The 21,908-nt window shown below is 31.5% G+C and carries 18 protein-coding genes and 1 pseudogene; 12 read left to right on the forward strand and 7 right to left on the reverse strand.

The window, feature by feature from the left end; translation table 11 throughout:
• The coding region (locus ACXLDF_RS15165; RefSeq protein ID WP_457559392.1) for an ABC transporter permease at nucleotides 1–422 on the forward strand (422 nt) is incomplete at its 5' end.
• A 15-nt stretch (nucleotides 423–437) separates the two neighbouring features.
• Here ACXLDF_RS15165 and ACXLDF_RS15170 read toward each other — a convergent pair.
• A complete protein-coding gene (locus tag ACXLDF_RS15170; RefSeq protein WP_457559393.1) occupies nucleotides 438–1,301 on the reverse strand; it encodes a hypothetical protein in 864 nt (287 codons plus the stop codon).
• A gap of 577 nt (nucleotides 1,302–1,878) precedes the next feature.
• Between ACXLDF_RS15170 and ACXLDF_RS15175 the strand changes: the two genes are divergently transcribed.
• Together ACXLDF_RS15175 and ACXLDF_RS15180 are read left to right on the forward strand one after the other, a co-directional pair.
• Entirely contained in the window at nucleotides 1,879–4,110 is a 2,232-nt protein-coding gene (locus ACXLDF_RS15175; RefSeq protein WP_457559394.1) for a hybrid sensor histidine kinase/response regulator, read from the forward strand.
• 39 nt (nucleotides 4,111–4,149) lie between these two features.
• Nucleotides 4,150–5,064, forward strand: coding sequence for a 2-oxo acid dehydrogenase subunit E2 (locus ACXLDF_RS15180; protein ID WP_457559395.1), 915 nt, complete (start codon nucleotides 4,150–4,152; stop codon nucleotides 5,062–5,064).
• Between the two features lie 47 nt (nucleotides 5,065–5,111).
• On the opposite strand, the gene ACXLDF_RS15185 is transcribed toward ACXLDF_RS15180, so the two are convergent.
• Nucleotides 5,112–6,521 (reverse strand): LpxL/LpxP family acyltransferase, encoded by a 1,410-nt coding sequence (locus ACXLDF_RS15185; RefSeq protein ID WP_457559396.1) that lies wholly within the window; start codon nucleotides 6,519–6,521, stop codon nucleotides 5,112–5,114.
• Between the two features lie 139 nt (nucleotides 6,522–6,660).
• A pseudogene (locus ACXLDF_RS15190) lies at nucleotides 6,661–6,840 on the reverse strand (hypothetical protein); the annotation flags it as partial.
• Nucleotides 6,841–6,942: 102 nt separating this feature from the next.
• Here ACXLDF_RS15190 and ACXLDF_RS15195 point away from each other — a divergent pair.
• On the forward strand, nucleotides 6,943–7,164 hold the full coding sequence (locus ACXLDF_RS15195) for a DUF433 domain-containing protein (RefSeq protein WP_457559397.1): 222 nt from the start codon (nucleotides 6,943–6,945) through the stop codon (nucleotides 7,162–7,164).
• A 17-nt stretch (nucleotides 7,165–7,181) separates the two neighbouring features.
• Complete coding sequence (locus ACXLDF_RS15200) at nucleotides 7,182–7,547, forward strand: DUF5615 family PIN-like protein (RefSeq protein ID WP_457559398.1); 366 nt, start codon at nucleotides 7,182–7,184, stop codon at nucleotides 7,545–7,547.
• A gap of 333 nt (nucleotides 7,548–7,880) precedes the next feature.
• On the opposite strand, the gene ACXLDF_RS15205 is transcribed toward ACXLDF_RS15200, so the two are convergent.
• From ACXLDF_RS15205 to ACXLDF_RS15215, 3 genes are all read right to left on the reverse strand, one after another.
• Nucleotides 7,881–9,692 (reverse strand): ABC transporter ATP-binding protein, encoded by a 1,812-nt coding sequence (locus tag ACXLDF_RS15205; protein WP_457559415.1) that lies wholly within the window; start codon nucleotides 9,690–9,692, stop codon nucleotides 7,881–7,883.
• A gap of 104 nt (nucleotides 9,693–9,796) precedes the next feature.
• On the reverse strand, nucleotides 9,797–12,043 hold the full coding sequence (locus ACXLDF_RS15210) for an ABC transporter ATP-binding protein (RefSeq protein WP_457559399.1): 2,247 nt from the start codon (nucleotides 12,041–12,043) through the stop codon (nucleotides 9,797–9,799).
• 69 nt (nucleotides 12,044–12,112) lie between these two features.
• Entirely contained in the window at nucleotides 12,113–12,580 is a 468-nt protein-coding gene (locus ACXLDF_RS15215) for a MarR family transcriptional regulator (protein ID WP_457559400.1), read from the reverse strand.
• Nucleotides 12,581–12,825: 245 nt separating this feature from the next.
• Here ACXLDF_RS15215 and ACXLDF_RS15220 point away from each other — a divergent pair, with 245 nt between their 5' ends.
• The 6 genes from ACXLDF_RS15220 (at nucleotide 12,826) to ACXLDF_RS15245 (ending at nucleotide 18,928) form a co-directional block, all read left to right on the forward strand.
• Complete coding sequence (locus ACXLDF_RS15220) at nucleotides 12,826–13,278, forward strand: gamma-glutamylcyclotransferase family protein (protein WP_457559401.1); 453 nt, start codon at nucleotides 12,826–12,828, stop codon at nucleotides 13,276–13,278.
• A 383-nt stretch (nucleotides 13,279–13,661) separates the two neighbouring features.
• Nucleotides 13,662–14,618: a S8 family peptidase gene (locus tag ACXLDF_RS15225; protein WP_457559402.1), complete on the forward strand. Its 957-nt coding sequence runs from the start codon at nucleotides 13,662–13,664 to the stop codon at nucleotides 14,616–14,618.
• A 179-nt stretch (nucleotides 14,619–14,797) separates the two neighbouring features.
• Nucleotides 14,798–15,589 (forward strand): caspase family protein, encoded by a 792-nt coding sequence (locus ACXLDF_RS15230; RefSeq protein WP_457559403.1) that lies wholly within the window; start codon nucleotides 14,798–14,800, stop codon nucleotides 15,587–15,589.
• A gap of 244 nt (nucleotides 15,590–15,833) precedes the next feature.
• The gene (locus ACXLDF_RS15235) at nucleotides 15,834–16,388 is read left to right on the forward strand and encodes a hypothetical protein (protein ID WP_457559404.1); all 555 of its coding nucleotides are present in this window, start codon (nucleotides 15,834–15,836) and stop codon (nucleotides 16,386–16,388) included.
• A gap of 334 nt (nucleotides 16,389–16,722) precedes the next feature.
• Nucleotides 16,723–17,991: a hypothetical protein gene (locus ACXLDF_RS15240; protein ID WP_457559405.1), complete on the forward strand. Its 1,269-nt coding sequence runs from the start codon at nucleotides 16,723–16,725 to the stop codon at nucleotides 17,989–17,991.
• Between the two features lie 391 nt (nucleotides 17,992–18,382).
• Nucleotides 18,383–18,928: an NUDIX domain-containing protein gene (locus ACXLDF_RS15245; protein WP_457559406.1), complete on the forward strand. Its 546-nt coding sequence runs from the start codon at nucleotides 18,383–18,385 to the stop codon at nucleotides 18,926–18,928.
• Nucleotides 18,929–19,005: 77 nt separating this feature from the next.
• Here ACXLDF_RS15245 and ACXLDF_RS15250 read toward each other — a convergent pair whose 3' ends face one another.
• Entirely contained in the window at nucleotides 19,006–19,356 is a 351-nt protein-coding gene (locus ACXLDF_RS15250) for a hypothetical protein (protein WP_457559407.1), read from the reverse strand.
• A gap of 522 nt (nucleotides 19,357–19,878) precedes the next feature.
• Here ACXLDF_RS15250 and acs point away from each other — a divergent pair.
• On the forward strand, nucleotides 19,879–21,900 hold the full coding sequence (gene acs / locus ACXLDF_RS15255) for an acetate--CoA ligase (RefSeq protein ID WP_457559408.1): 2,022 nt from the start codon (nucleotides 19,879–19,881) through the stop codon (nucleotides 21,898–21,900).
• Nucleotides 21,901–21,908 lie beyond the last annotated feature (8 nt).

The following is a 21,908-nucleotide window of genomic DNA, read 5'->3' on the forward strand; positions in this document are numbered from 1 at the left end:
TTCTGACTTATGGTATTTTAGGAATTCCTGGATATACTAGATTAATTCGAGGAACTGCATTGCAAGAAAAGAATAAAACCTATGTCGAAGCTGCTAAAGTTGCAGGAGCAAATAAATTAAAAATTATGTTTAAGCATATTCTTCCAAATTGTTTAGCGCCAATAATCGTTGCATTCACATTTGATATTGGAGGAATTATATTAAGCTTGGCGGGTCTATCATTTCTTGGATTCTCTGATACAAAAAATCCCGTGGTTGAGTGGGGAACAGATATTAACTATGCTCGAAATCATATTTATGATGCACCTTGGGCTGCATTTACTCCAGGATTTGGAATTCTGTTGACTGTGTTAGCCTTTATGTTAGTAGGTGATGGATTAAGGGATGCATTAGATCCTCGATTACAAGGGAGAAAAAATTAGATTTTTATTTCTGTATTAAAATGCTTTTTCAAATGGAAGTAGATTGAAAAGAAAATCTAAATTTGAAGAAAAGGTCGCATAAATTCTCAAATCGTCCATTTTTTCATTTAATGCTTGGTTAAAACTTTTGATGAACTGATTTAATATATATTTAATAATTTTTTCAATTCCGAAAAACATTTTATTTACTAATAAAATAGCACAGATTGATCGATTTTGAACTGTTTTGTAATCTAATAAAAATATCCTGTCTCCAAAACATAATTGTTGAATTTTTGATTGAGTGCAAGCAATCTGTTGTTGAATAATAGTAGAAGCATGAAAACTTGGTTCTAAAAGTTGAACATCTTTGCCGAGTTTAAATAAAACCATTCCACTTTCAGCATCTATAATAAGAAACTGGAATACTTTTATTGAATTTATAAAAATAGTCTTTGGATAACGCAAATATAAAAATGTAGTTATCGAGAACCCAATAATTAAAAAAACTTCGCGTAGATACAAAACATGAAAAATTTTCACCAGACCTTCCCCTATAAATGCATTAATAAACCCCATTAAGATGTATTTTTGATAATTTTTTGCTTCGTTAGAGGTTTTTTTAGGAAAAGATTGAATATATCTGTAAATTAATATTCCTATAATAGAACTTAAAAAAATACCAATAAAAATACTCATAATAGGATTGAATACTAAGGTCCAACCATAATTTAACGAATATTCAATAATCCAAGGCGAATGGATGCAATTTCCTAATAAAAAAGCAGAATAAATTGAAATAAAAAAGAAATTTACAGTTAATTTTTCTTGTTGAAGTGTTTCGATAAAAAACACGAATAGAGACATGCTTATAAACCAACAAAAAACACGAGTTTCCATTAATATCTGTGCGATTTCAATTCTTGATGAGGAAATAAAGAATGTAATTAAGTAAAATAAATCATTAAGAAAGAAAAAAATAAAAAATGTTGTCTTAATCAGACTCGGAAAAAAACTTGTTTTGCGAAAATGTATTTGAACTGATATAATTAGGATTATTTCAATAAAAAGTGTCAAGATGAGTAGTAAAAAATTAATGAGCATAATCATATTTATGAAAAAATTCGTTAAAACTTATTCCCACTTTAGGAATAGAATTTGAATAATATTGGAGTATTATTAGGTGATTATTTTTTCTTGATTAGGTCTTTAATTTTATTTCCTCTTTCATGGGTGAATAAGTGTAAATTAGTTTAGGTATTGTATGTAATTAATACATAATTTTTGAAAATTGATCAAATTTTAAAATTTTCCTATTATTTTTTAAATCTGTAATTTAATCTAACATAGAGAATTAATGATTGGATTGAATTAATAACTTAATAGCGTAATTTTTAAAATTAGAATTATTCTAACATTATTTATAAAAAACACAAATAAATATTACATTATATGCATACCCATTGGGGAATAAATTTTGGTAAATTTTAGGCATTTCTATGAAAAACATAATATATCGATAGTTGTACTTTTAATTATTATATTTGACACAACACTCTGGATTAATGACATAACACAACGACAGCAAAACCAAATTTCTCAATCAATAAAAATTTCTGATGATCTTTCTGATAGTATTCTTTCTGAAATGGATGCAAGAATTCAATCTTTAAATCTTTTAACTCAAATATGGTTAAATATCGAGAATGAATCTTCTCTTTATGATTATGATCGATACCTTAAGTATATTCCATTATTCTATGATTTATATTCAGGTTTTTTAGCGATTAATTGGATTGATTGGAATGGAACAATTCGATGGATTTATCCATTTGAACCTAATGAAGGAGCTTTGAACAAAAATATTCGGTATCTTGTAAGTGGAGATTATAATGAAGCATTTGCATATGCAGAATCTACAGGGAATATGGGTATATCCGGATTAATCCAATTTTTTCAAGGAGGATTTGGATTTACAACATATTTTCCTATTATTTATAATAAAAATATAACTGGATTTTTTAATGGTGTGTTTGATTTTACAATACTTTTTTATCAATTAATTGAGAGTAATGAAAGTATTCCTGGAATCCAAGACTATTCCATGTATATCTTAAGTGAAGGAACTGAATTATATCATTATAATGAAGAATTCACAAAAAATGATGATTTTATTGTTAAAAAGGATTTTAATTTATACACAATTCCAATTCAAATTTTACTTCGTCCTAATAACGAACTATTACAACACATATCATATTTTTATAATTTTCAAATTATGGTCGTTGGTCTTTTACTTGCTTTAATTATTGGGATTCTAATGAAAAGTTTAAAAAATAAAATTACTATTATTAAGAAAAATGCAGAAGAAAAACAGAAATTAATGGAAGGGCTTAGTGTAAAACAAAAATTAAATTCTCTTGGAACCTTGGCAGGAGGGATAGCACATGATTTCAATAATTTACTCGGTGGAATTCAAGGATATACTTCTTTAATTGAATTAGATTTGGATGAAATGGAAAATTACTTACAAAAAGAAACAAATCAAAATTTAAAATCTGATAGAGTAAATATGAGTGGAGAATTGAAAAATCAAAGTTTTCCAAAAAATCTTCTAAAAGAATCAAAAGAATATATAACACATATTAATGAGATAATTTCTCGTTCCAAATTAATAAATAAACAAATTTTAAGCTTTTCTCATTCGAAAGATGTAGAATTTCAGATTGTAGATATCCACGCTATTTTAAAAGAAGTTTACATTTCATTTTCAAACTTTATAGATAAGAGAATAAATCTAGTTCTCAATTTTTATTCAGAAAATGTATTCTTGGTTGGAGATCCCACATATTTTAGCCAAATTTTCATAAATCTACTAATAAATGCGAGAGACTCTATTTCTGGTGAAGGTTCTATTACTATTTCAACTGCACCTATTCCAAAATTTCTTTCAGGCGAAATTCTTTCCGAAATGATCAACAAAATTAAGTTTCAAAATAAATTCAAGTTAAAATTCGATAAAATGTATGATTTTCAAATTTCAATATCCGATACAGGAAAAGGAATTCCCTTAGAAATTCAAGATAAAATATATGATCCATTTTTTACAACAAAGAAAAAAGGAAAAAAGGGAACAGGTTTAGGGCTTACCATTGTTCATAATTTTGTTTCGACGATGGGAGGAAATATAAACTTTAAAAGTGAGCCAACGAAGGGAACTACTTTCAAACTTTCATTTCCTCTAATTTCACGATCAATTGTATCGAGTATTGAAGCAGAAGGTGAAGTTTCTGATAAACAAATTAAAAAAATCCCTGATTTTTCAAAATTAACTATTCTAATAATAGAAGATGAAAAAGATATACGGAACACAATAAAGAAGTTTCTTCTGCAATCTAAAGCTGCCTTCTATGAATCAGATGATGGTTTAAAAGGACTGCAAATGTATAGAACTTTTAAATCCCAATTTTCTCTAATAATTTTGGATATTAATCTTCCAAGTATGAATGGAGTCGATGTTTATCATAGAATAAAAGAAATAACACCAAACCAAGCAGTTCTTTTCATTACTGGGTATTCAGAAAAAGAACTTCCTCCTATGGATGAATATGATTTAGGTGTGTTATTCAAGCCATTTTCTCCTCAATCTTTAATTGATCGAATTCAAAATTGGCAAAATTCTTTAAAAAATAAAAGAAAAAATAAATGAAAACAATAATTTCATAAAGTTTATTCACAAAATAGTATCATGCCACGAAGACCAGACGCCACCTTAGTTAAAGGGATCAGTAAATACCAAGAACTCGCTTTTCATATTATGCCTCGGAGGAATGATTCTTTTGCATTATTTCCCATGAAAGTTGATCTTGAACATACTTTAACATATTTAGAGCAAATAAACTCCAAACGAGAAGATAATATTACACTTTTTGATGTAGTTCTTTCATCTATGGCACAAACATTATGTTTACGCCCACGAGCTAATAGATTTGTTTCTGGTGGAAGATTATGGCAACGAAATGAAATGAAAATCTCATTCGTTGTCAAACGAGAAAAATCAGATGACGGTGAAGAAGTTAATGCAACCATTTATTTCAAACCAAATGACACTTTATTTTCAGTTCACGACCGCTTAACTAAAGAAATTTATAAAGCTCGAGAGGGTGATAATCCAAATGCAGAAGATGTGAGATTCTTTGGAGCAATGCCCCGTTGGTTTATAAAATTGCTCATTAAAGTAATTTGGAAACTTGATAAAATGAATCATCCTGTTCATTCAATAACTAAAGATTTACCAATGTATTCTACTGTATATTTAGCTCATTTGGGATCCTTGAATATGCATGCAGTTTTCCATCACCTGTTTGAGATGGGTACAACTTCCATTTTTGCAGTGATTGGAAAAATTCATAAAGATACTGTAGTGAATCAAGAAACGGGTGAGGTGCAAGTGCATAGAGTTATGGATTTGAATTTCAATTTGGATGAGCGAATTGCTGACGGTATTTATTGGGGAAGAACATTAGATATTTTGAAAGATTTTATAGAACATCCAGAAAAATTAGAAACACCTTTAGTGCTATCTGATGAGCAAATTAACGCCCTACATTTAAAAGCAGAAAAAGTTAAGAAATCAGATAAATCAAAAAAAAAAATAAAATGAGCTTGCATTATTATATAAATTTATCCACACATGATGACTTTCATTCATTATGGGGTTAAAGCTTTAAATTCTTCAGATAATTTGGCAAAAATAGATTCCAATTCTAATTCTCCTTTTTTTCGACATTCTTGCTGAATTATTTTTGCCATTTTTTGTAATTCTTCCATTCCAGTCATAAGCGATAAGCGAATAACCGATTTATGTGGTCGTAAAATAGATTTTGGTGATTCTATTTTCTCAAATGCACTTTGAAACGCATTTTCAATCTTTTGAAGGATCTTCCCATCTTGTCTATCTGGTTCCCAACTACCTGAGATAACAGATTGCATTTTTCCTTTTATTATTGTTAAGAATTCTTCTAAAGTTGTATTTGCAGGTAACTTCAATTCATCTTTACTTCTCATTCCAGCTAAGCGCATGAGCTCTTCCCACCAAGGTGCATATTTTCGAACCCACGGATACATGATTCGATTTATCTCTGTAGACATCCTGCCATGAAATTCTTCTGATGGAGCGTTCCAATATTTTTCAGATACTTTTTTTATACTTGTATTATCTAAAAAGAAAAGTTTCGATTTACCAAACACACCTTCAGGAACTGTAATCAATGGAAGAATTTCTGCTCCAGTAAGTCTATGAAGTCTAATATAACTTTGTGGTGTGTTAATCAAAAAGGGCAATTTACCTACAATAAACGGAACTTTCAACTGGGTTTTTGATGAATAATCATGATACATAACTAAAGTATGATTATTTGTCAAGTTTTTCTGAAGTATCCTTGAAATTTTTGCAAATTTTGTACTAGCGTAAATATATAGATTATCAAAATGAGGTCGATTATTAAATTCATACATCGGTAGGTTTTTAATACTAGCGACAACAGACATATTATACTTTTTTGGGTGAATAAATACACCAAGAGGATTATGAAAGTGTTCTCCAAGATGTAAGATAAGAACAATTGCACCCTTTCCTTTCTCAAGAACTTTTTCTAATCTTTCAAAATTGATATAATTTAATTCCTTTACTTGTTCTCCTGGAGGATAATCACAAAGAAAAGGAAGTCTAAAAATAATATCCATTAATAACATACCCATATATTTTACATGAGTATCGAACATTTTGTGAATTGCTTTTTGACTTGCATTTGGGTATAGGGCTCTTAAGCTTACCTTAACCCTTCTCTGGATTTTAGTTGAACTACCAAAAACAAGTTTTCCCAGTAGATGTCCCCATGCATTTAAAGCTGACATTGAACGAAATTTTCCTAAACGATAGATCTTATATCGATCAATCCATTTAATAATTTTCAAAATACCTCCCATAGTATCACCCCAACTTTGTTCTGCTTTTTTGTCTCTAACAGATTGTTTGTTAGGGGATTTCTTTTTATGGGTAATTTGCTGGATCGATTGTTCGCGGGTTTTTTTTTGATCAGCTAAATAGAGATGTGCCATTGCAGTAAATAATTTAAGGATAATAATAAAAATTTCTGATAATTCTTCTTATAAACATAAATTGCATGATAATAAAAGAAATAAATAATAATTGAAAAAAAGGTGAAGAAATAAAGTATATTATTATTTTTGGTATAGATTAGTTTATGCTTAATAATGGAATATGCTCAAATTGGCTGTTGTAAATTTCTGTGTAAAATCCATTTTTAGCCAATAATTCTTCATGAGTACCTTGTTCCACAATATCTCCATCGCGCATAACCAAAATTAAATCAGCATCTCGTATAGTTGATAATCGGTGTGCAATTCCGAAGCCTGTTTGATAATCCAATAAACAAATGGATAAAACAGCTATTATTGTCAAAATATACTGAAGGATAAACGTGAAATTTATATTATCGTGTTTAAATTAGTTAATTGTATGTCTAAAAGAATAATTATTGATCCTTCTATTTGTGTCGGAAAACCATGTATTAAAGGCACTCGTCTTCCAGTGGATTTTATTTTAGAATTATTAGCGCAAGATTGGTCTTATGATCAAATTCAAGAGGAATATGATATTACAAAAGAAGATATTTTGGCCGTTTTACATTATGCTACGAAAAGTATTCGTGAAGAACGGATTTTCAAGATTGAAGCTTAATTATTATGTTGAATTTGATGAATTTTAAATTTCTTTTAGATGAGAATATTCCTAAGTCTGTTTATTTTTCGTTAAAAGATACAGGATATGATGTTATATCTATAAGCGAAAAATTTAGAGGAATTAAGGATAAAGAGATTATAAAAATTAGTAGAAAATATAAAAGAATTATTATAACATTAGATAAAGATTTTGGCTATTTAGTATTTAATCAAAAGAAGAGACCATTTGGAGTAATTCTACTTAGAATTCATCCTCAATCACCACAGAAGATTTTGTCAATAATATTAATGGGATTTAAAATAATTCAGTATCGAAAAATTTCATTATCTTATAACTATATTGTTATTGATGAACAAACGATAAAAAGTCGCAAGATTTAATCATCTGCACTATCGTAATCTAAATTAGATCAGAAATAAGTCATTTCTTATTTATTTATCATATTTTAGATTCATTTTTAAAATACAAATTAAGAATAGAATTTATAAATTCAAAATTTTTTCTTTTCATATTTATTTATTTATTTATTTATAATATGCTGGATAGATTGTTAGCAGTTTTTTTTAATTAGCTAAATAGAGATGTGCCATTGCACGAATTATTTTAAGGATAATGATAAAAATCTCTGGTAATTCTTCTTATAAACATAAATTGCATGATAATAAAAGAAATAAATAGTAATTGAAAAAAAGATGAAGAAATAAAATATATTATTATTTTTGGTTTATGCTTAATAATGGAATATGCTCAAATTGGCTGTTGTAAATTTCTGCGTAAAATCCATTTTTAGCCAATAATTCTTCATGAGTACCTTGTTCCACAATATCTCCATCGCGCATAACCAAAATTAAATCAGCATCTCGTATAGTTGATAATCGGTGTGCAATTACAAAGCTTGTTCGATTTTCCATTAATTTATCCATCGCTTTTTGAATCAATATTTCTGTGCGCGTATCTACTGAACTCGTGGCTTCATCCAGAATGAGAATCTTTGGATTGGCTAAAATCGCTCTGGCAATCGTTAAAAGCTGCATTTGTCCCTGAGATAAGTTAGTTGTCTCTTCATTCAAAACCATTTGATATCCTCCTGGTAATGTGTGAACAAAATGGTCGACATGAGCCGCAGTTGCTGCAGCAATAACTTCTTCATCTGTTGCATCAGGTTTACCATAGCGAATATTTTCCATGATAGTGTCATTATACAACCAAGTATCTTGTAATACCATTCCAAACATAGAGCGCAGGTCTTTTCGAGTAAATTCTGTAATATTATGGCCCTCAACTAATATGGCACCTTCATTCAAATCATAAAATCGCATTAATAATTTAACCATTGTTGTTTTTCCTGCTCCAGTTGGACCAACAATTGCTATTTTTTGACCTGGATTTGCTTTAGCTGAAAAATCTTTGATAATTATTTTATCAGGTGTATAACCGAAATGCACATTTTGAAATTCTACTTCTCCCAGTATTTCAGGGATTTTTATTGGATTAGTTGTATCTGGTGTTTCTTCTTCTTCTGATAGAAATTCAAAAACTCGTTCAGCAGCAGCAGCTGTTTGTTGAAGAACATTAGAGATATTTGCCAATTGCGACATAGGTTGGGTGAATGAACGTACATATTGAATGAACGCTTGAATATCTCCCACTGAAATGCTTCCTATACTTGCCAACCATCCACCAAGTATAACTACTGCTACATAGCCTAAATTGCCAATAAAGCGCATTAATGGCATCATCAAGCCTGAAAGAAATTGTGATTTCCACATTACTTTATATAGCGAATTATTATGTTTATCAAATTCTTGAATACTTCTTTCTTCACCATTAAAAGCTTTAACAACTACATGACCTCCATACATTTCTTCTACGTGTCCGTTAACATGTCCTAGTTCATTCTGCTGCTGTTTGAAGTATTTTTGAGATTTTTTTATTATGAAACCCATTAAAACCATAGATAACGGAATGATAATCAAAGAAGCTAATGTCATTATCCAGTTTATGGTAAACATCATAACTAAAACCCCAATTACTGTGACAACTGAAGTTATTATTTGAGACATGCTTTGACTTAGTGTCTGGTTAACTGTATCAACATCATTTGTTAATCTTGAAAGTACTTCACCTTGAGTGGTGTTATCAAAATATTTCAAAGGAAGTCTATTAATTTTCTGCGAAATATCTCTTCGAAATTTATATGCCACAATGGTAGAAACTTTTGCCATTATCCATCCTTGAATATAGGCGAAAAGCATAGATATTCCATAGAGTAATAGAGTTATAACAACAATAAGACCAATATAACCGAAATCAATAGTTCCTGTCCCATTTAATTCTGCAATTATTCCTTCAAATAAGGAAGTTGTAGCTTTTCCTAAAATTTTTGGACCAACAATACTCGCTGTTGTTGAAAGAATTGCAAAGAAAATTACAATCCAGATATGAATTCGATATTCTCGTAAATATTGGCCAAGATTTCGCATTGTTTGTCTAAAATTCCTTGCTTTCTCTCCCCCCATCATCATAGAGTGTTGTCTGCTACGGAAACCACCAGGACCTTTTGATGGAGTTTCTTTAGAATTCTTGGATGGATTTTGTATTGATTTTAAAGGAGAATTTGGTGATCTGATCATTGTAGTTCCTCCAATGCAAGTTGTGAAAGTGCTATTTCTTTATAAACCTCACATGTTTTAAGTAAATCTCTATGATTTCCTTTTCCAACCAGTTTTCCTTCATCTAGTACAATGATTTGATCTGCATTCATTACTGAAGAAACACGCTGTGTTACCATGAAAAGTGTATTATTTCCCATTTCCTGTTTTAATGCATGTCGTAAAGCAGCATCTGTTTTAAAATCCAAAGCAGATGAACTATCATCCAAAATATTTATTGGAGCTTTTTTTACTAAAGCACGCGCAATTGCCAATCTTTGTTTTTGTCCGCCAGAAACATTTATTCCTCCTTGAGCAATAGGGGTCTTATATTTTTCTGGAGTAGATTCCACAAATTCTTTTGCTTGAGCAATCGATATTGCAATATTCAGAGTATCTTTGTCTGCATTTTCATCTGCATATTTTAAATTACTATCAATAGTTCCAGAAAAGAGAACGCTTTTTTGTGGAACATATCCGATTTTTTCTCTTAAAGAATGTTGAGTGACTTCCCGAATATCTATTCCATCAATTCTAATTGCACCTTCAGTTACATCATAGAATCTAAGAAGTAAATTAATTAATGTTGATTTTCCAGAACCAGTTGCACCAATAAAGGCAGTTACTTGGCCAGGATTGGCAGTAAAAGAGATTCCTTCCAGTGCATTCTCTTCACCACCAGGATATCTAAATGAAACATTGTCAAACTCTACTTTACCTTTAAATTCTTTTTGCCATTTTTTAGGTTCACTCGGATCATCTATTGTAGGTTTTGTAGATAGAACTTCTGCAATTCTGCTGGCAGAAACTGTGGCACGGGGTAGAAGTATAAACATCATTGAAAGCATGAGAAATGCCATCACAATTTGAATTGCATACTGCATAAATGCCATCATATCCCCAACTTGCATATTTGCATCTGCAACTCTATGTGATCCAACCCAAATAATTGCTACTGCTAATGCATTCATGGTAAACATCATTACTGGCATCAAAATGACTAAAACGCGGTTAATGTAAAGACTAACTCCTGTTAAATCTGCATTTGCTCCATCAAATCGCTTTTCTTCAAATTGTTGCATATTGAAAGCTCGAATTACCATTATGCCTGATAAATTTTCACGTGCTATCAAATTCAGGCGATCAACTAAGTTTTGAATACTCTTGAATTTTGGCAATGCAATTTTAACAATAATTAAAATTAAACTGATTAAAAATCCTACTGCAATTGCAATCAGCCACCACATGGATGCATCTTTTGCAAATGCCCGAATTATTCCTCCTATCCCTAAAATTGGTGCATAAACAACAAGACGTATTAACATTATCATAACCAACTGAATTTGGGTAATATCATTTGTTGTTCGAGTAATTAGTGAAGCTGTTGAAAATTGATCAAATTCTGCGTTTGAAAAACTTTCTACCTTTCTGAAAATATCTTTACGCAAATCTCGTGCCATTCCAGCAGCTGTCTTCGCTGAAAGATATCCTACAATAATAGTACAAATTGCTGAAAGCAGTGTTAAAAGAAGCATTAGTCCTCCTATACGCATAATATAATCCATTTGTATTTTGTCAGTATCTATTCCAATGGCTTCATATTCTGCCTTAACTGCAAAAATTGCAGCTTGTTTGATCATATCTTCACCCAAGCTCAATATTTTTTTATTTATACTATCTTTTATTTCTATAAGTTGTTCTGGAGGAAGAAGACTTAAAAATGTAAAAAGATCCATTCCAGGTGGGATTTTAGACATATCAAAACCAATAGATAAATTCATGTTTTGATTTTGAAATTCCGTCGAATTCGCTTGAATTTGTTCCAGAGTAAAAACCACTAAAAGAGTATCAGCCAACACAGAATTCAGTTGTTCATGAGTGGTATCATTATCTTGAGTAAGTACATACAGTGATTCATTTTTTAGAAGTGGAAATTCTTCCACATATTCCATAAAATCTGCAGAATTGTTGCTTTTTAACTCATATGCCTTCAAAACTACAGATTTATTTTCTTCACTCATAAAGAGGAATGTGTGATTCATTTGATTTTCTCGAATTGCAATTGGAACTGCATCTTCAATTCCATTTTGCTGAATACCAACGTTAACAATTCTTGAGAAATAATCTGGTAAAGCCAAATCAAAATTTGCTTGTGCAAAAAGCAACCCAACTGCAATTAAAATCATCGGCAGATAGGGCTTAGCATATTTTGTTATATGTACCATTGTTTGTTATCTCTTATTTTATGTTTTTTTGAATAATTGCTTTTTTGTGCAATCTTTTCGCACATTTTTTTAATGCATTTTTTCACTGCATTTGTGTTTTTGTGGTTGAACAAGATCTTCTGATTTATGGATCAAAATTTTAAGTGCAATTTGCACCTTTTCTTCTTCTTCAGGGGTTAGCATTTTAATTAACTCTTTTTGCCAATACTGACGGGCTTGAAAGCTTTCTTTTAAAATTTTTTTTCCCTTTTCAGTTAAAGTGAGTTTTTTTACTCTTCGATCATTTGGATCTTCCTGTCTGGTTATAAATTGTTGCTTAACCAACCTATCCAGCATTTGACTTGCTGCTGCACTGGTGATCCCTAAATTACTCCCTAAATTTGAAATACCACATCGATTTTGGCGATGAATAAACATCAATGCACTGATTTGAGACATAGACAAATTTTTTTTTTTTGAAAAGAGAATAACGTTATGCATTGACAGACGCATAACAATTTCTAACCATTTTTGAAGCAAAGAACTAGTTTGACCCATCTTGAAATCATTAATTAATCTTAATATTTAAGTTTACTTAAATAATTTTAGTTAATCTAAAAGCAAAATTAGTCAAAAATCTCTGCCATTTTTGGATTTTTATTAATATTTATACATTTATTTTAAAAGTTAATCTCGATATTTTTAGTAATATGTTTTTTACTTTTAATTTTCTTATATTTTCTTATTTTTCTTGTAAATTACAAAATAACAAATATATATCGCCAAGGCTTAGATACATTAGTATGAGTTCAAATGATTCGCCGATTTATATTGTTGGCTATGGAACATTTATTCCAAATAAAACTTATCTTAAATCAACAGACGTAAAAGTGTGCATTGTGCGTAATTATCGGCGAATTTGGATGGGCGATACCATTTTTCCCTTTATATTGAAAGATCCAAAAAATTTTGGATTTTATGCTTTAGTGTTTTCTCTAAGACCATCCCACGTGGCAAAATTGGATGTGTATGAAGGTGTAGAGACTGGCTTCTTTTCCAGAGAGAAGATTTCGGTTGAATTACTTGATGGAATGAATCAAGAAGCATATATTTATGTCCCTACTATTCAAACTATTAAAGAGAGAAATTTAAAATTAGAAGATGATCTTGAAGATCGTTGGTTAGAAGAAATTCAGAAAAATAAAGAGATCGTTAAATTATTTCCCCAATTAGTTCAGAAAATTGAAATTAGATAACATCTTTTAATTTTAATTGCATTATTTTTGGTATTTTTAAAAATAAATTAGATTTTGTTTTTTGATTTCTTGATAACTTTTTCTTTTTACATTCTTTGGATTTCTGATTTATTCTTCTTTTATTCTTCTTTTTTTTTTCTTGCTTTCCTATTTTTTTATCTTCTTATTACTTTATCCTTTAATCTTTTCATGTTTTATCTTATTTGCACAATTAAATCTATCTTTTTGATTTATTATTTTTAATTCTTATAGAGTTATCTGTGCGAATAAGTTTTTATTATGATAGAAGAATTATTATAAAAAAAATAACATTTATTCGAAATACTTTTATAATATATGAATATTTGTTTTATTATCACTCTCTGTTTGGATTGTGATTTAGTATGAAAAAATTACAGAAATTAATTATATTGGGGTTTGTGCTGCTTTCCTTCTCTTTGACAGTTGGAGGTGTTTCTGCACAAACAGAAAATACTCCTGTAGTATACCATATTATGGGTAGGGGTGGATGGCAATCAACAACTGAACAACCAGCCCAAGAAATTCCGTGGGGTATAAGCAGAATTAATGCCATTGAAGCAGCTAATGCTGTAGATGAATCTTCGGTGATAATTGCTATCTTAGATACAGGAATGGATTTAGATCATCCCGATTTAGCTGCACGTTATGTTTGGGGGTATGACATAGTAAATCAAGATACGATTCCGGATGATGATAACGGTCATGGAACTCATTGTGCTGGAATAATTGCTGGAATTGATAATGATATTGGAGTTGTAGGGGTTGCTCCAAATGTTGGATTGTATATCATTAAAGTATTAAATCGTCGAGGTTCTGGAACCGATCAACAAGTTGCTGATGGAATTATTATGGCAACTAATGGTCCAGACGGCATACCTGGAACTTCAGATGATGCTGACGTGATTTCTATGTCACTTGGTGGATCTTATGCAGAGTTGATTGAAAATGCAGTAGCCTATGCTATTAGCTATGGTGTTGTTGTAGTTGCTGCTACTGGAAATGAATATGCTGATGAACCTGCTTATCCCGCAGCCTATCCGGGTGTTATCAAAGTTGGAGCAACTGATATTAACGATGTTGAAGCAGATTTCTCAAATGATGGAGAAACCATCTTAGCACCTGGTGTGTCAATTTATTCCACTTATATAGGTGCAAGTTATGCCACCATGAGCGGAACATCAATGGCAACACCTCACGTTGCTGGAGTTTGTGCTTTAGCGATTGCGGCCCATCCAAGTTATTCTGCAACACAAATCGTTGCTTTGGTCGAAGGATCTGCTGATGCTGCTGGAATCGTCAATGCTTTATTCGTCATATAGATATAGGAAAATTCCTTTCCTTTTTTCTTGTTTTTTTATAATTTTTTTGTTCTTTTCTTATTAATGGGAAAATATCCATAATATTTATATATAATTTGAACAAATGTAATAATAATGGATATCACCCCGTATTTATTTTAGATATTGTAAAGGGTTAAATCCAGGTTGGGGATTAATTTATGAAAAAAACACATGTTTTTATCGTTCTTGTTGCTGCGGTTTTGCTCTTTCCTGTAGGATTTGTATCAGCAACTACAGGAAATGCCCGTGCAGTTGATCGATTACCTGCACCGGCAAAAAAACCAACACCACCTCCTACTCCAGAGGGTGGTTCTCCGATCACAGGACAAAAATATGCATTAATCATCGGAATTAGTGATTATGATGGCACCGCTAATGATCTACAATATTGCGATGATGACGCAATGGATTGGTATAACTATTTCGATGGATTAGGTTACCAAATTACGCTTTTAATTGATGAACAAGCAACTAAAGCTAATATTTTGAGTGCCTTGCAAGATTTAGCGAACATCGAAGATGAAGCAGGTGATGCAATTGCCATTTGTTATTCCGGACATGGATATTATAATCGTCAAACCAAAGAAAGTTGCATTATTTCATGGGAATTAGCTGGGGTTTACACTAACGAAATTGAAGCAATTACAGATACATTCCAAAGTCAACACGTATTTTTCTTTGATGATGCTTGCAATCAAGGAACCATGGACAGTTTGTTAAATCCAGGTTGGGTTGCAGCAATTGGATCAACAACCAGAACTTATACATATGATGGTGATGAAACCATGCAAAATGGAATTTTTACCTATTATGCAATGGAAGCCATTAGTTTAGGCTATACGACAGCGGAAGCAATTGGTGGGTATGCTGTAGATATGTTTGATGCAAATACCCAAGGTGACGCTACTTTGTATGATGCCTACACAATTGGGGATATGTATTTTGTTTAATTACTTTAAATGACTCAATGTAATACATAAATTTAGTAATTAAATTTCAACTTTTTATAGTTGGAAGCATCTCCCTTTATTTTTTTTATTATCTGACTTTAGAAATTATTAATGGGATATTGTTCAAATTGCTTTTAAATTTACTAAATATTTATATGGTTCTATGACAAGTATAAACCATAATATCCTTGTAATATATAGAGGTATTTTTCTTCTGAGTCCGTGAAAGAAATATATTCATAATATGGAAAAAAAGGTGAGAATAATTATAATTAATAAGAAAATTCAATCAAAAAAACTTTTTAAAACTCGTATTCTACTCACAGTTTCTCTTTTCATTTTGTTATCAATGGTAAGCTATGTAGCAACAGCTTCAGGAGCAACCGCTCGCACCACTGAAGTACCTCAAGATCCACTCGTAATTCATGATGCATATTATTGCGATCTTGATGATGATGGTAAAGAAGATGATTGTATGACTATCTTTTCTTTATATTCTCCTACTGGATATATGGCAGATACAAAGGTTACCTTAGACTTATCAATTCGATTACCTTCAGGCCAAACATTCTTTTTTACATACAAGATCTGGAAAACATTTGATGAACTTCGCTTTGAAATTGAATGGTATAATGTTGCAGTAGAAAGTGGATGGTATAATTTCACAGTTGTAGCCAGAATGCAGGGCTTCGATATGATGAACACACATTTCGTAGGTTCAGTAATGGAAACATTTACTTTCGATCCGAGAGAATATCGTGAAGGAGCCCTTCCTTATGCTGTTGTTGTACTATTCTAATCTATGAATTCATAATACCGTTTTAATGTTTTAAAGTTTTATGATTATGGTGATAATGGCGATATATTTCATTTTATTTTTTTTATCTCAATGATCTAGGAAAATTGTAAATTATATTGCAAGAGTTAAACCATAAAAATCTAAAATAAGGCATTTCTTTTTTTTTTGGGGGAGCTGAAGGATATATTATACTTCATTATGAAGGGATCAAGATTTTTGACATTTGCGTCATACATCAAAAACCAGATAAACCAAGAAAGAAACACTAAACTTCACCCATTTCTTCGAAAAATACATCTATTAATGTTTGCTAAGCAGGAGAATACGAAGTAGTATGAGCAATTCTAACAATTTAGATCAACAAAAGAGTGTGGAGAAGAATTTAGAGAACGATTTAGAGAACGATTTACTGACTGAGCGAGATATTAGGGTCTTGATGGCACTGGAACAATATCCCACAGGAACATTTGATCAAATTGCATCCATTACTGGTTTAGCTAAGTCAGTTGTATTTCAAATTTATCAAAAGCTTACAGCAAGTAAGAATAATTCCCCTATTTGTGCTGTAACTGCCACATTAAATCTAAAAGCATTAGAATTGAAGATAGTTGATGTTTTAATTGAACTCAGTCCTAAACATTCTCTCGCTTATATTAGAGAATTTTGTGAAGAACATCCCTACACAATGTATATGGCATTTATGTACGGTACGATCAATGGTGCTTGGATTCAATTCCGAATTCCTTGTGGAGCATCAAGATTGATAAATGAACTTTTCGTAAAACTTCAAAGTCAAGAAAAAATCAAGAGTTTTTTCATTTATTCATTTGATTCACAGCCAATTTATACAACACCTCAGGTAAAATACTGGAATCACGCTGCACTTAAATGGAATTTTGATGTGGCAAGTTGGGTGCAAAAAATTAAAGATATTAAATTAGCTAATAATGATAATCAAGATCTAAAAGAAGATTCTGATTTATTAATCAAATCAAACTCATCAAATGTTCTTAATACTTCAAAATCTGCACTTTCATGGTTAAAAAGGAGTGATCTATATATTCTAATCGAATTAATGAAAAATTCGCGCCATAAACATATTGATATGATGAATTATATCAAAACATTTCGTCATTTTGAGTTTACGCGCCAGACATTCAGCCGACGGTTGAAACATTTGGAAAATGATTGTATTACTGGATATAGGGTGCAAATAAAAGCCCGTACTCTTGATATTCACAATCCAATTTTGATTTTAGGAAAAACAAATACAGATTTTGTTTTACGATTAGCTAAAATATTAAAAACAGATCCACTTCCATTTACATCTATCTATAATCATACAGATGATACCTTCTTATGGTATATTCATCTCCCTTCAACCCATTTAGCAGATTTACTTTATGCATTACGTGCACATTTAATTGAATTAAAAGTTCATATTATCGATTATGATAGAAGTTTAGGCTTCTTTTTATATTCTGAAGCATTTGATGAAAAATTAAAGAAGTGGAAAAATGAGCGCGCTTATATGGTTGACAATATCTTGAAAGCTATGGATAATTGGGAGCAAAATCGAATTCTAAAAAAAAATAATTTTTAATTTCTAACTTAAAAAAAGAATAAGTCAAAAATATCAAGATTTATCAATTTTTTTTATTTTTTTATTTTTTATATCATCTTTCTTTTTTCATTCTATTTTGTTTCTTTCTATTTTATTTCTTTCTTCTTTAATTTATCTTTCCTTATTGTGCGAATAAGTTTCTCACTTTATTTCAATAATACTATTTATATTTTCCTTGTTTTTTATAATTCTTTTTTTTCTATGTTTTTTTATCTTCTCTCTATATGTAAAGCATCATTTTTTATAGCTGTTTTTTTCCTTATCAGAAAAAAATTCATCTTTATAGCCATTATCGGGGCAAACAAGGTTAAAATTATGATGTGAAGAATACTGAAAGCATTTAAGTATCATAGACGAAAATACCTACAATATGAAAATTATCACCAGAAAGGAAATTTTCACCACCAAATGGCTCTGCCTCCGCAATACTACATACTTTGATAAAAACAATAATGAACAAGAGTGGAACTATGTTTGTCGAAATCATTTCCATGGTGTTGTCACACTTATCTGTAAATCTCGGCAGTATGGTCATATCTTGTTTATCTCTCAACCACGAGTGGCAATTGAGAAAAATGAAATTAGTTTTCCTGCGGGATTAATCGATAGAGGAGAAAGTCCTGCACAAGCCGCTTTACGGGAACTTAAAGAAGAAACAGGATATACAGGCGATATTGAAGAAATTAATGGACCATTCCCTAAAAGCGCAGGACTAAGTAATGAAACCACTTTTTGGGTTAAATTATTAGTAGATGAAAAGAATGTTAGTAGCACACAGATGGAAGATAGTGAAGACATTCAATTTTTCTGGAAAACACCCCGACAGATGTTAAAATGGATAACAACTCTGGATTCGAATAAATACGCTGTTGCAGCAGACGTATGGTTTTTTCTAAAAGGTACTTTATGGAAATAATCGCTCTCTATTCGATTTGTGGTAAGACTCTTTGTTAATTTTTAATGTTACCAATTTATGTGTTATCCAGTTCATTCTTAATTTCCATAAATTTTCATAAAATTAAACTTTAGAAATGTATCATTTTCTCGATTTTGAATCAAAATTTCACCATCTGAAATTGATCCAACCATGTTATAACGAAAATGATCAGCAAAGGATTCTAATAAATCAAAAATAAAAATCTCCAAATTGGGAAAAGATTTTGGATTTTCAATAAGACTATTAATTCCATAAAATTCTTTAAAAATAAAATCCGCTAACTTGCCCCCCTCTATTATCTCATTTAATCCTATTTCTTTTATCCTATTTCTAATCAAGTAATTATAAAAATTATTTGAAAAATAAGTGGAAAAATAATTAGAATTGGTTGTTATCATATTTCTCATGAATTCCTTATTTTATTGTTAATCAGAAAGAACTTTTAAAAAATTTTTATCAATCCTATAGTGTTTCAAATACTCTTTATCCTACACCATTTTAATCTATATCATTACTTTCAAAGACATAAAAAAAAAAAATTTTATTTTACATGCCTTTAGCCCTTTATGATTTAATAATTTAATTTTATTTTCATCACCTGTCAATCGATATCCTTTTACATATTTTTATTTGGAATTATTTGTCTTTTTTTCTTGTTGTTCTTTTTATTCTTATTTTTTCGCTTTTCTCTAATTTTCGCATTTATGGTCACGTCTCTCCGTCTATTTCAACCATCTCCCTAAACTATTCCCTCTTTTTCGTGCTTTTGAGTGAATTATAAAATTTCAACCCACAAGCTTTTTATTTGAATGAATGCATTTTTACATACAACAGTACCTAGCGTGAGCATCGCTATTCTCCCGCTGAGTAACTAGGCCTCTTTGAGGCTGTGTCGATTTTTCAAATCAACATTAGTGAGATTGACGAATATGTCTGAATCTGATAAAGAAAAACAAAAAATCTATTATCCATTGCCTGAACTCGCTGAAAACGCACGTATCAAAACAATGGATCAATACCGCGAAATTTGGAAAAAATCCGTCGAAAATCCAAGAGAATTCTGGGCGGAAGAAGCTAAAATGGTTGACTGGTTTGAACCATATAAAGAAGTTTGGACCGGCTCTACCCCTGAAGATTTTGTTGGAAAATGGTTTGTAGGCGGAAAATTAAACGTTTGTTACAACTGTGTTGACCGCTGGGTTGAAAAAGGCTATGGGGATGCTAAGTCACTCATCTGGATGGGTGAAGATGATACTTTAAAAGAATTCACCTTCTCCGAATTAAAAGATGCTGTAAGCAAAACCGCTAACGCTTTAAAATCCCTAGGCATTAAAAAAGGGGACCGAGTCTGCTTATGGTTGCCTATGGTCTCTGAATTAGCCATAACTATGCTTGCTTGTGCACGTATTGGTGCCATCCACTCTATCGTTTTCGGTGGATTCAGTGCTGAATCTGTAAAAGACCGAATTGATGATAGCCAATGTAAAGTATTAGTTGTTGCTGATCAAGTTATGCGCGCCGGACGACCACGACCTATGAAAGATAACTTAAAAGGTATCATCGAAACATGTCCATCAATCGAACATGTCGCAGTTGTTAAAGTCACTGGTGATGAAAACGTTTACAAATATGAAAAAGATGTCGATTTCACCGCTTTAGTGACAGAACAATCCACTGAATGCCCATGCGAACCTATGGACGCTGAAGATCCATTATTCATCTTATACACCAGTGGAACCACCGGTAAGCCTAAAGGTGTTGTGCACACAACAGCAGGATATTTAGTTTATGGTATGTCCACAAACAAATACGTATGGGACTATTCCTGTTTAATTGACTTAAAAGGCGACACAGTCGAAGGACGTGATGTTTGGTACTGCACCGCAGATATTGGATGGATCACAGGCCATACTCAAATCATATACAGCCCATTAGCTCTTGGTGCTAAAACAGTTATGTATGAAGGTGTCCCAACATGGCCACACAACGGTCGATTTTGGGAAATCTGTGAAAAACTCGGAGTTACTCATTTCTATACTGCTCCAACCGCTATCCGTGCTTTAATGAAATACGGAGCAGAACCAGTTAACAAGTTTGATCTTTCCAAACTTAAAATGCTTGGAACTGTCGGAGAAGTGTGTAATTGGCCAGAATGGAAATGGTATTGGGAAGTAGTAGGCAAAGGAACCACTGGTGAAAAACCAGTAGGGCGACCTATTGTTGATTCATACTGGCAGACAGAAACTGGATCGTACATGATGGTCAATTTAGGGGCTGTTACTCCTATGAAACCTGGAAGTTGTACCTTCCCCTTCTTTGGAATTAATCCTGTTTTATTGGATGAAGATGGTAACAAGGTGACAAAAAGTATGACTCAAGCTTATTTTGCCTATGACATGCCCTGGCCTGGTTTAATGCGAACTGTTTGGGGTGATCATGAGCGTTTTGTCAAAACCTACTTATCTAAATTTCCAGGACATTATTTCACTGGAGATTATGCCCAAATTGACGATGACGGCTATTATTTCATTTTAGGTCGTTCTGATGATGTTATCAAGGTTTCTGGACACCGATTAGGCTCTGCTGAAGTTGAGGCTGCGATTAATTCCCATGAAGCAGTAGCAGAAAGTGCAGTCTGTCCCTATCCTCATCCTGTAAAAGGTTCTACAATCTTTGCCTATGTTACTTTGATGACAGGCGTGGAACCAACTGATGAATTGAAGAAAGAGATTCAAAAGCATGTTCGAACAACAGCTGGACCAGCAGTATATCCTGAGATCATCATGTTTTCTGATGCATTACCAAAGACTCGATCTGGAAAGATTATGCGTCGTGTTTTGAAAGCGATTGCAACCCAGAGTGATATTGGAAACACAATGACTTTGGCAAACCCAGAGGTTGTGCAACACTTAATTGACGAGCGCAAAAAGCTCGGCGAGATCAAGTTTTAAAATTCTTA

Source organism: Candidatus Harpocratesius sp. (assembly GCF_054039255.1).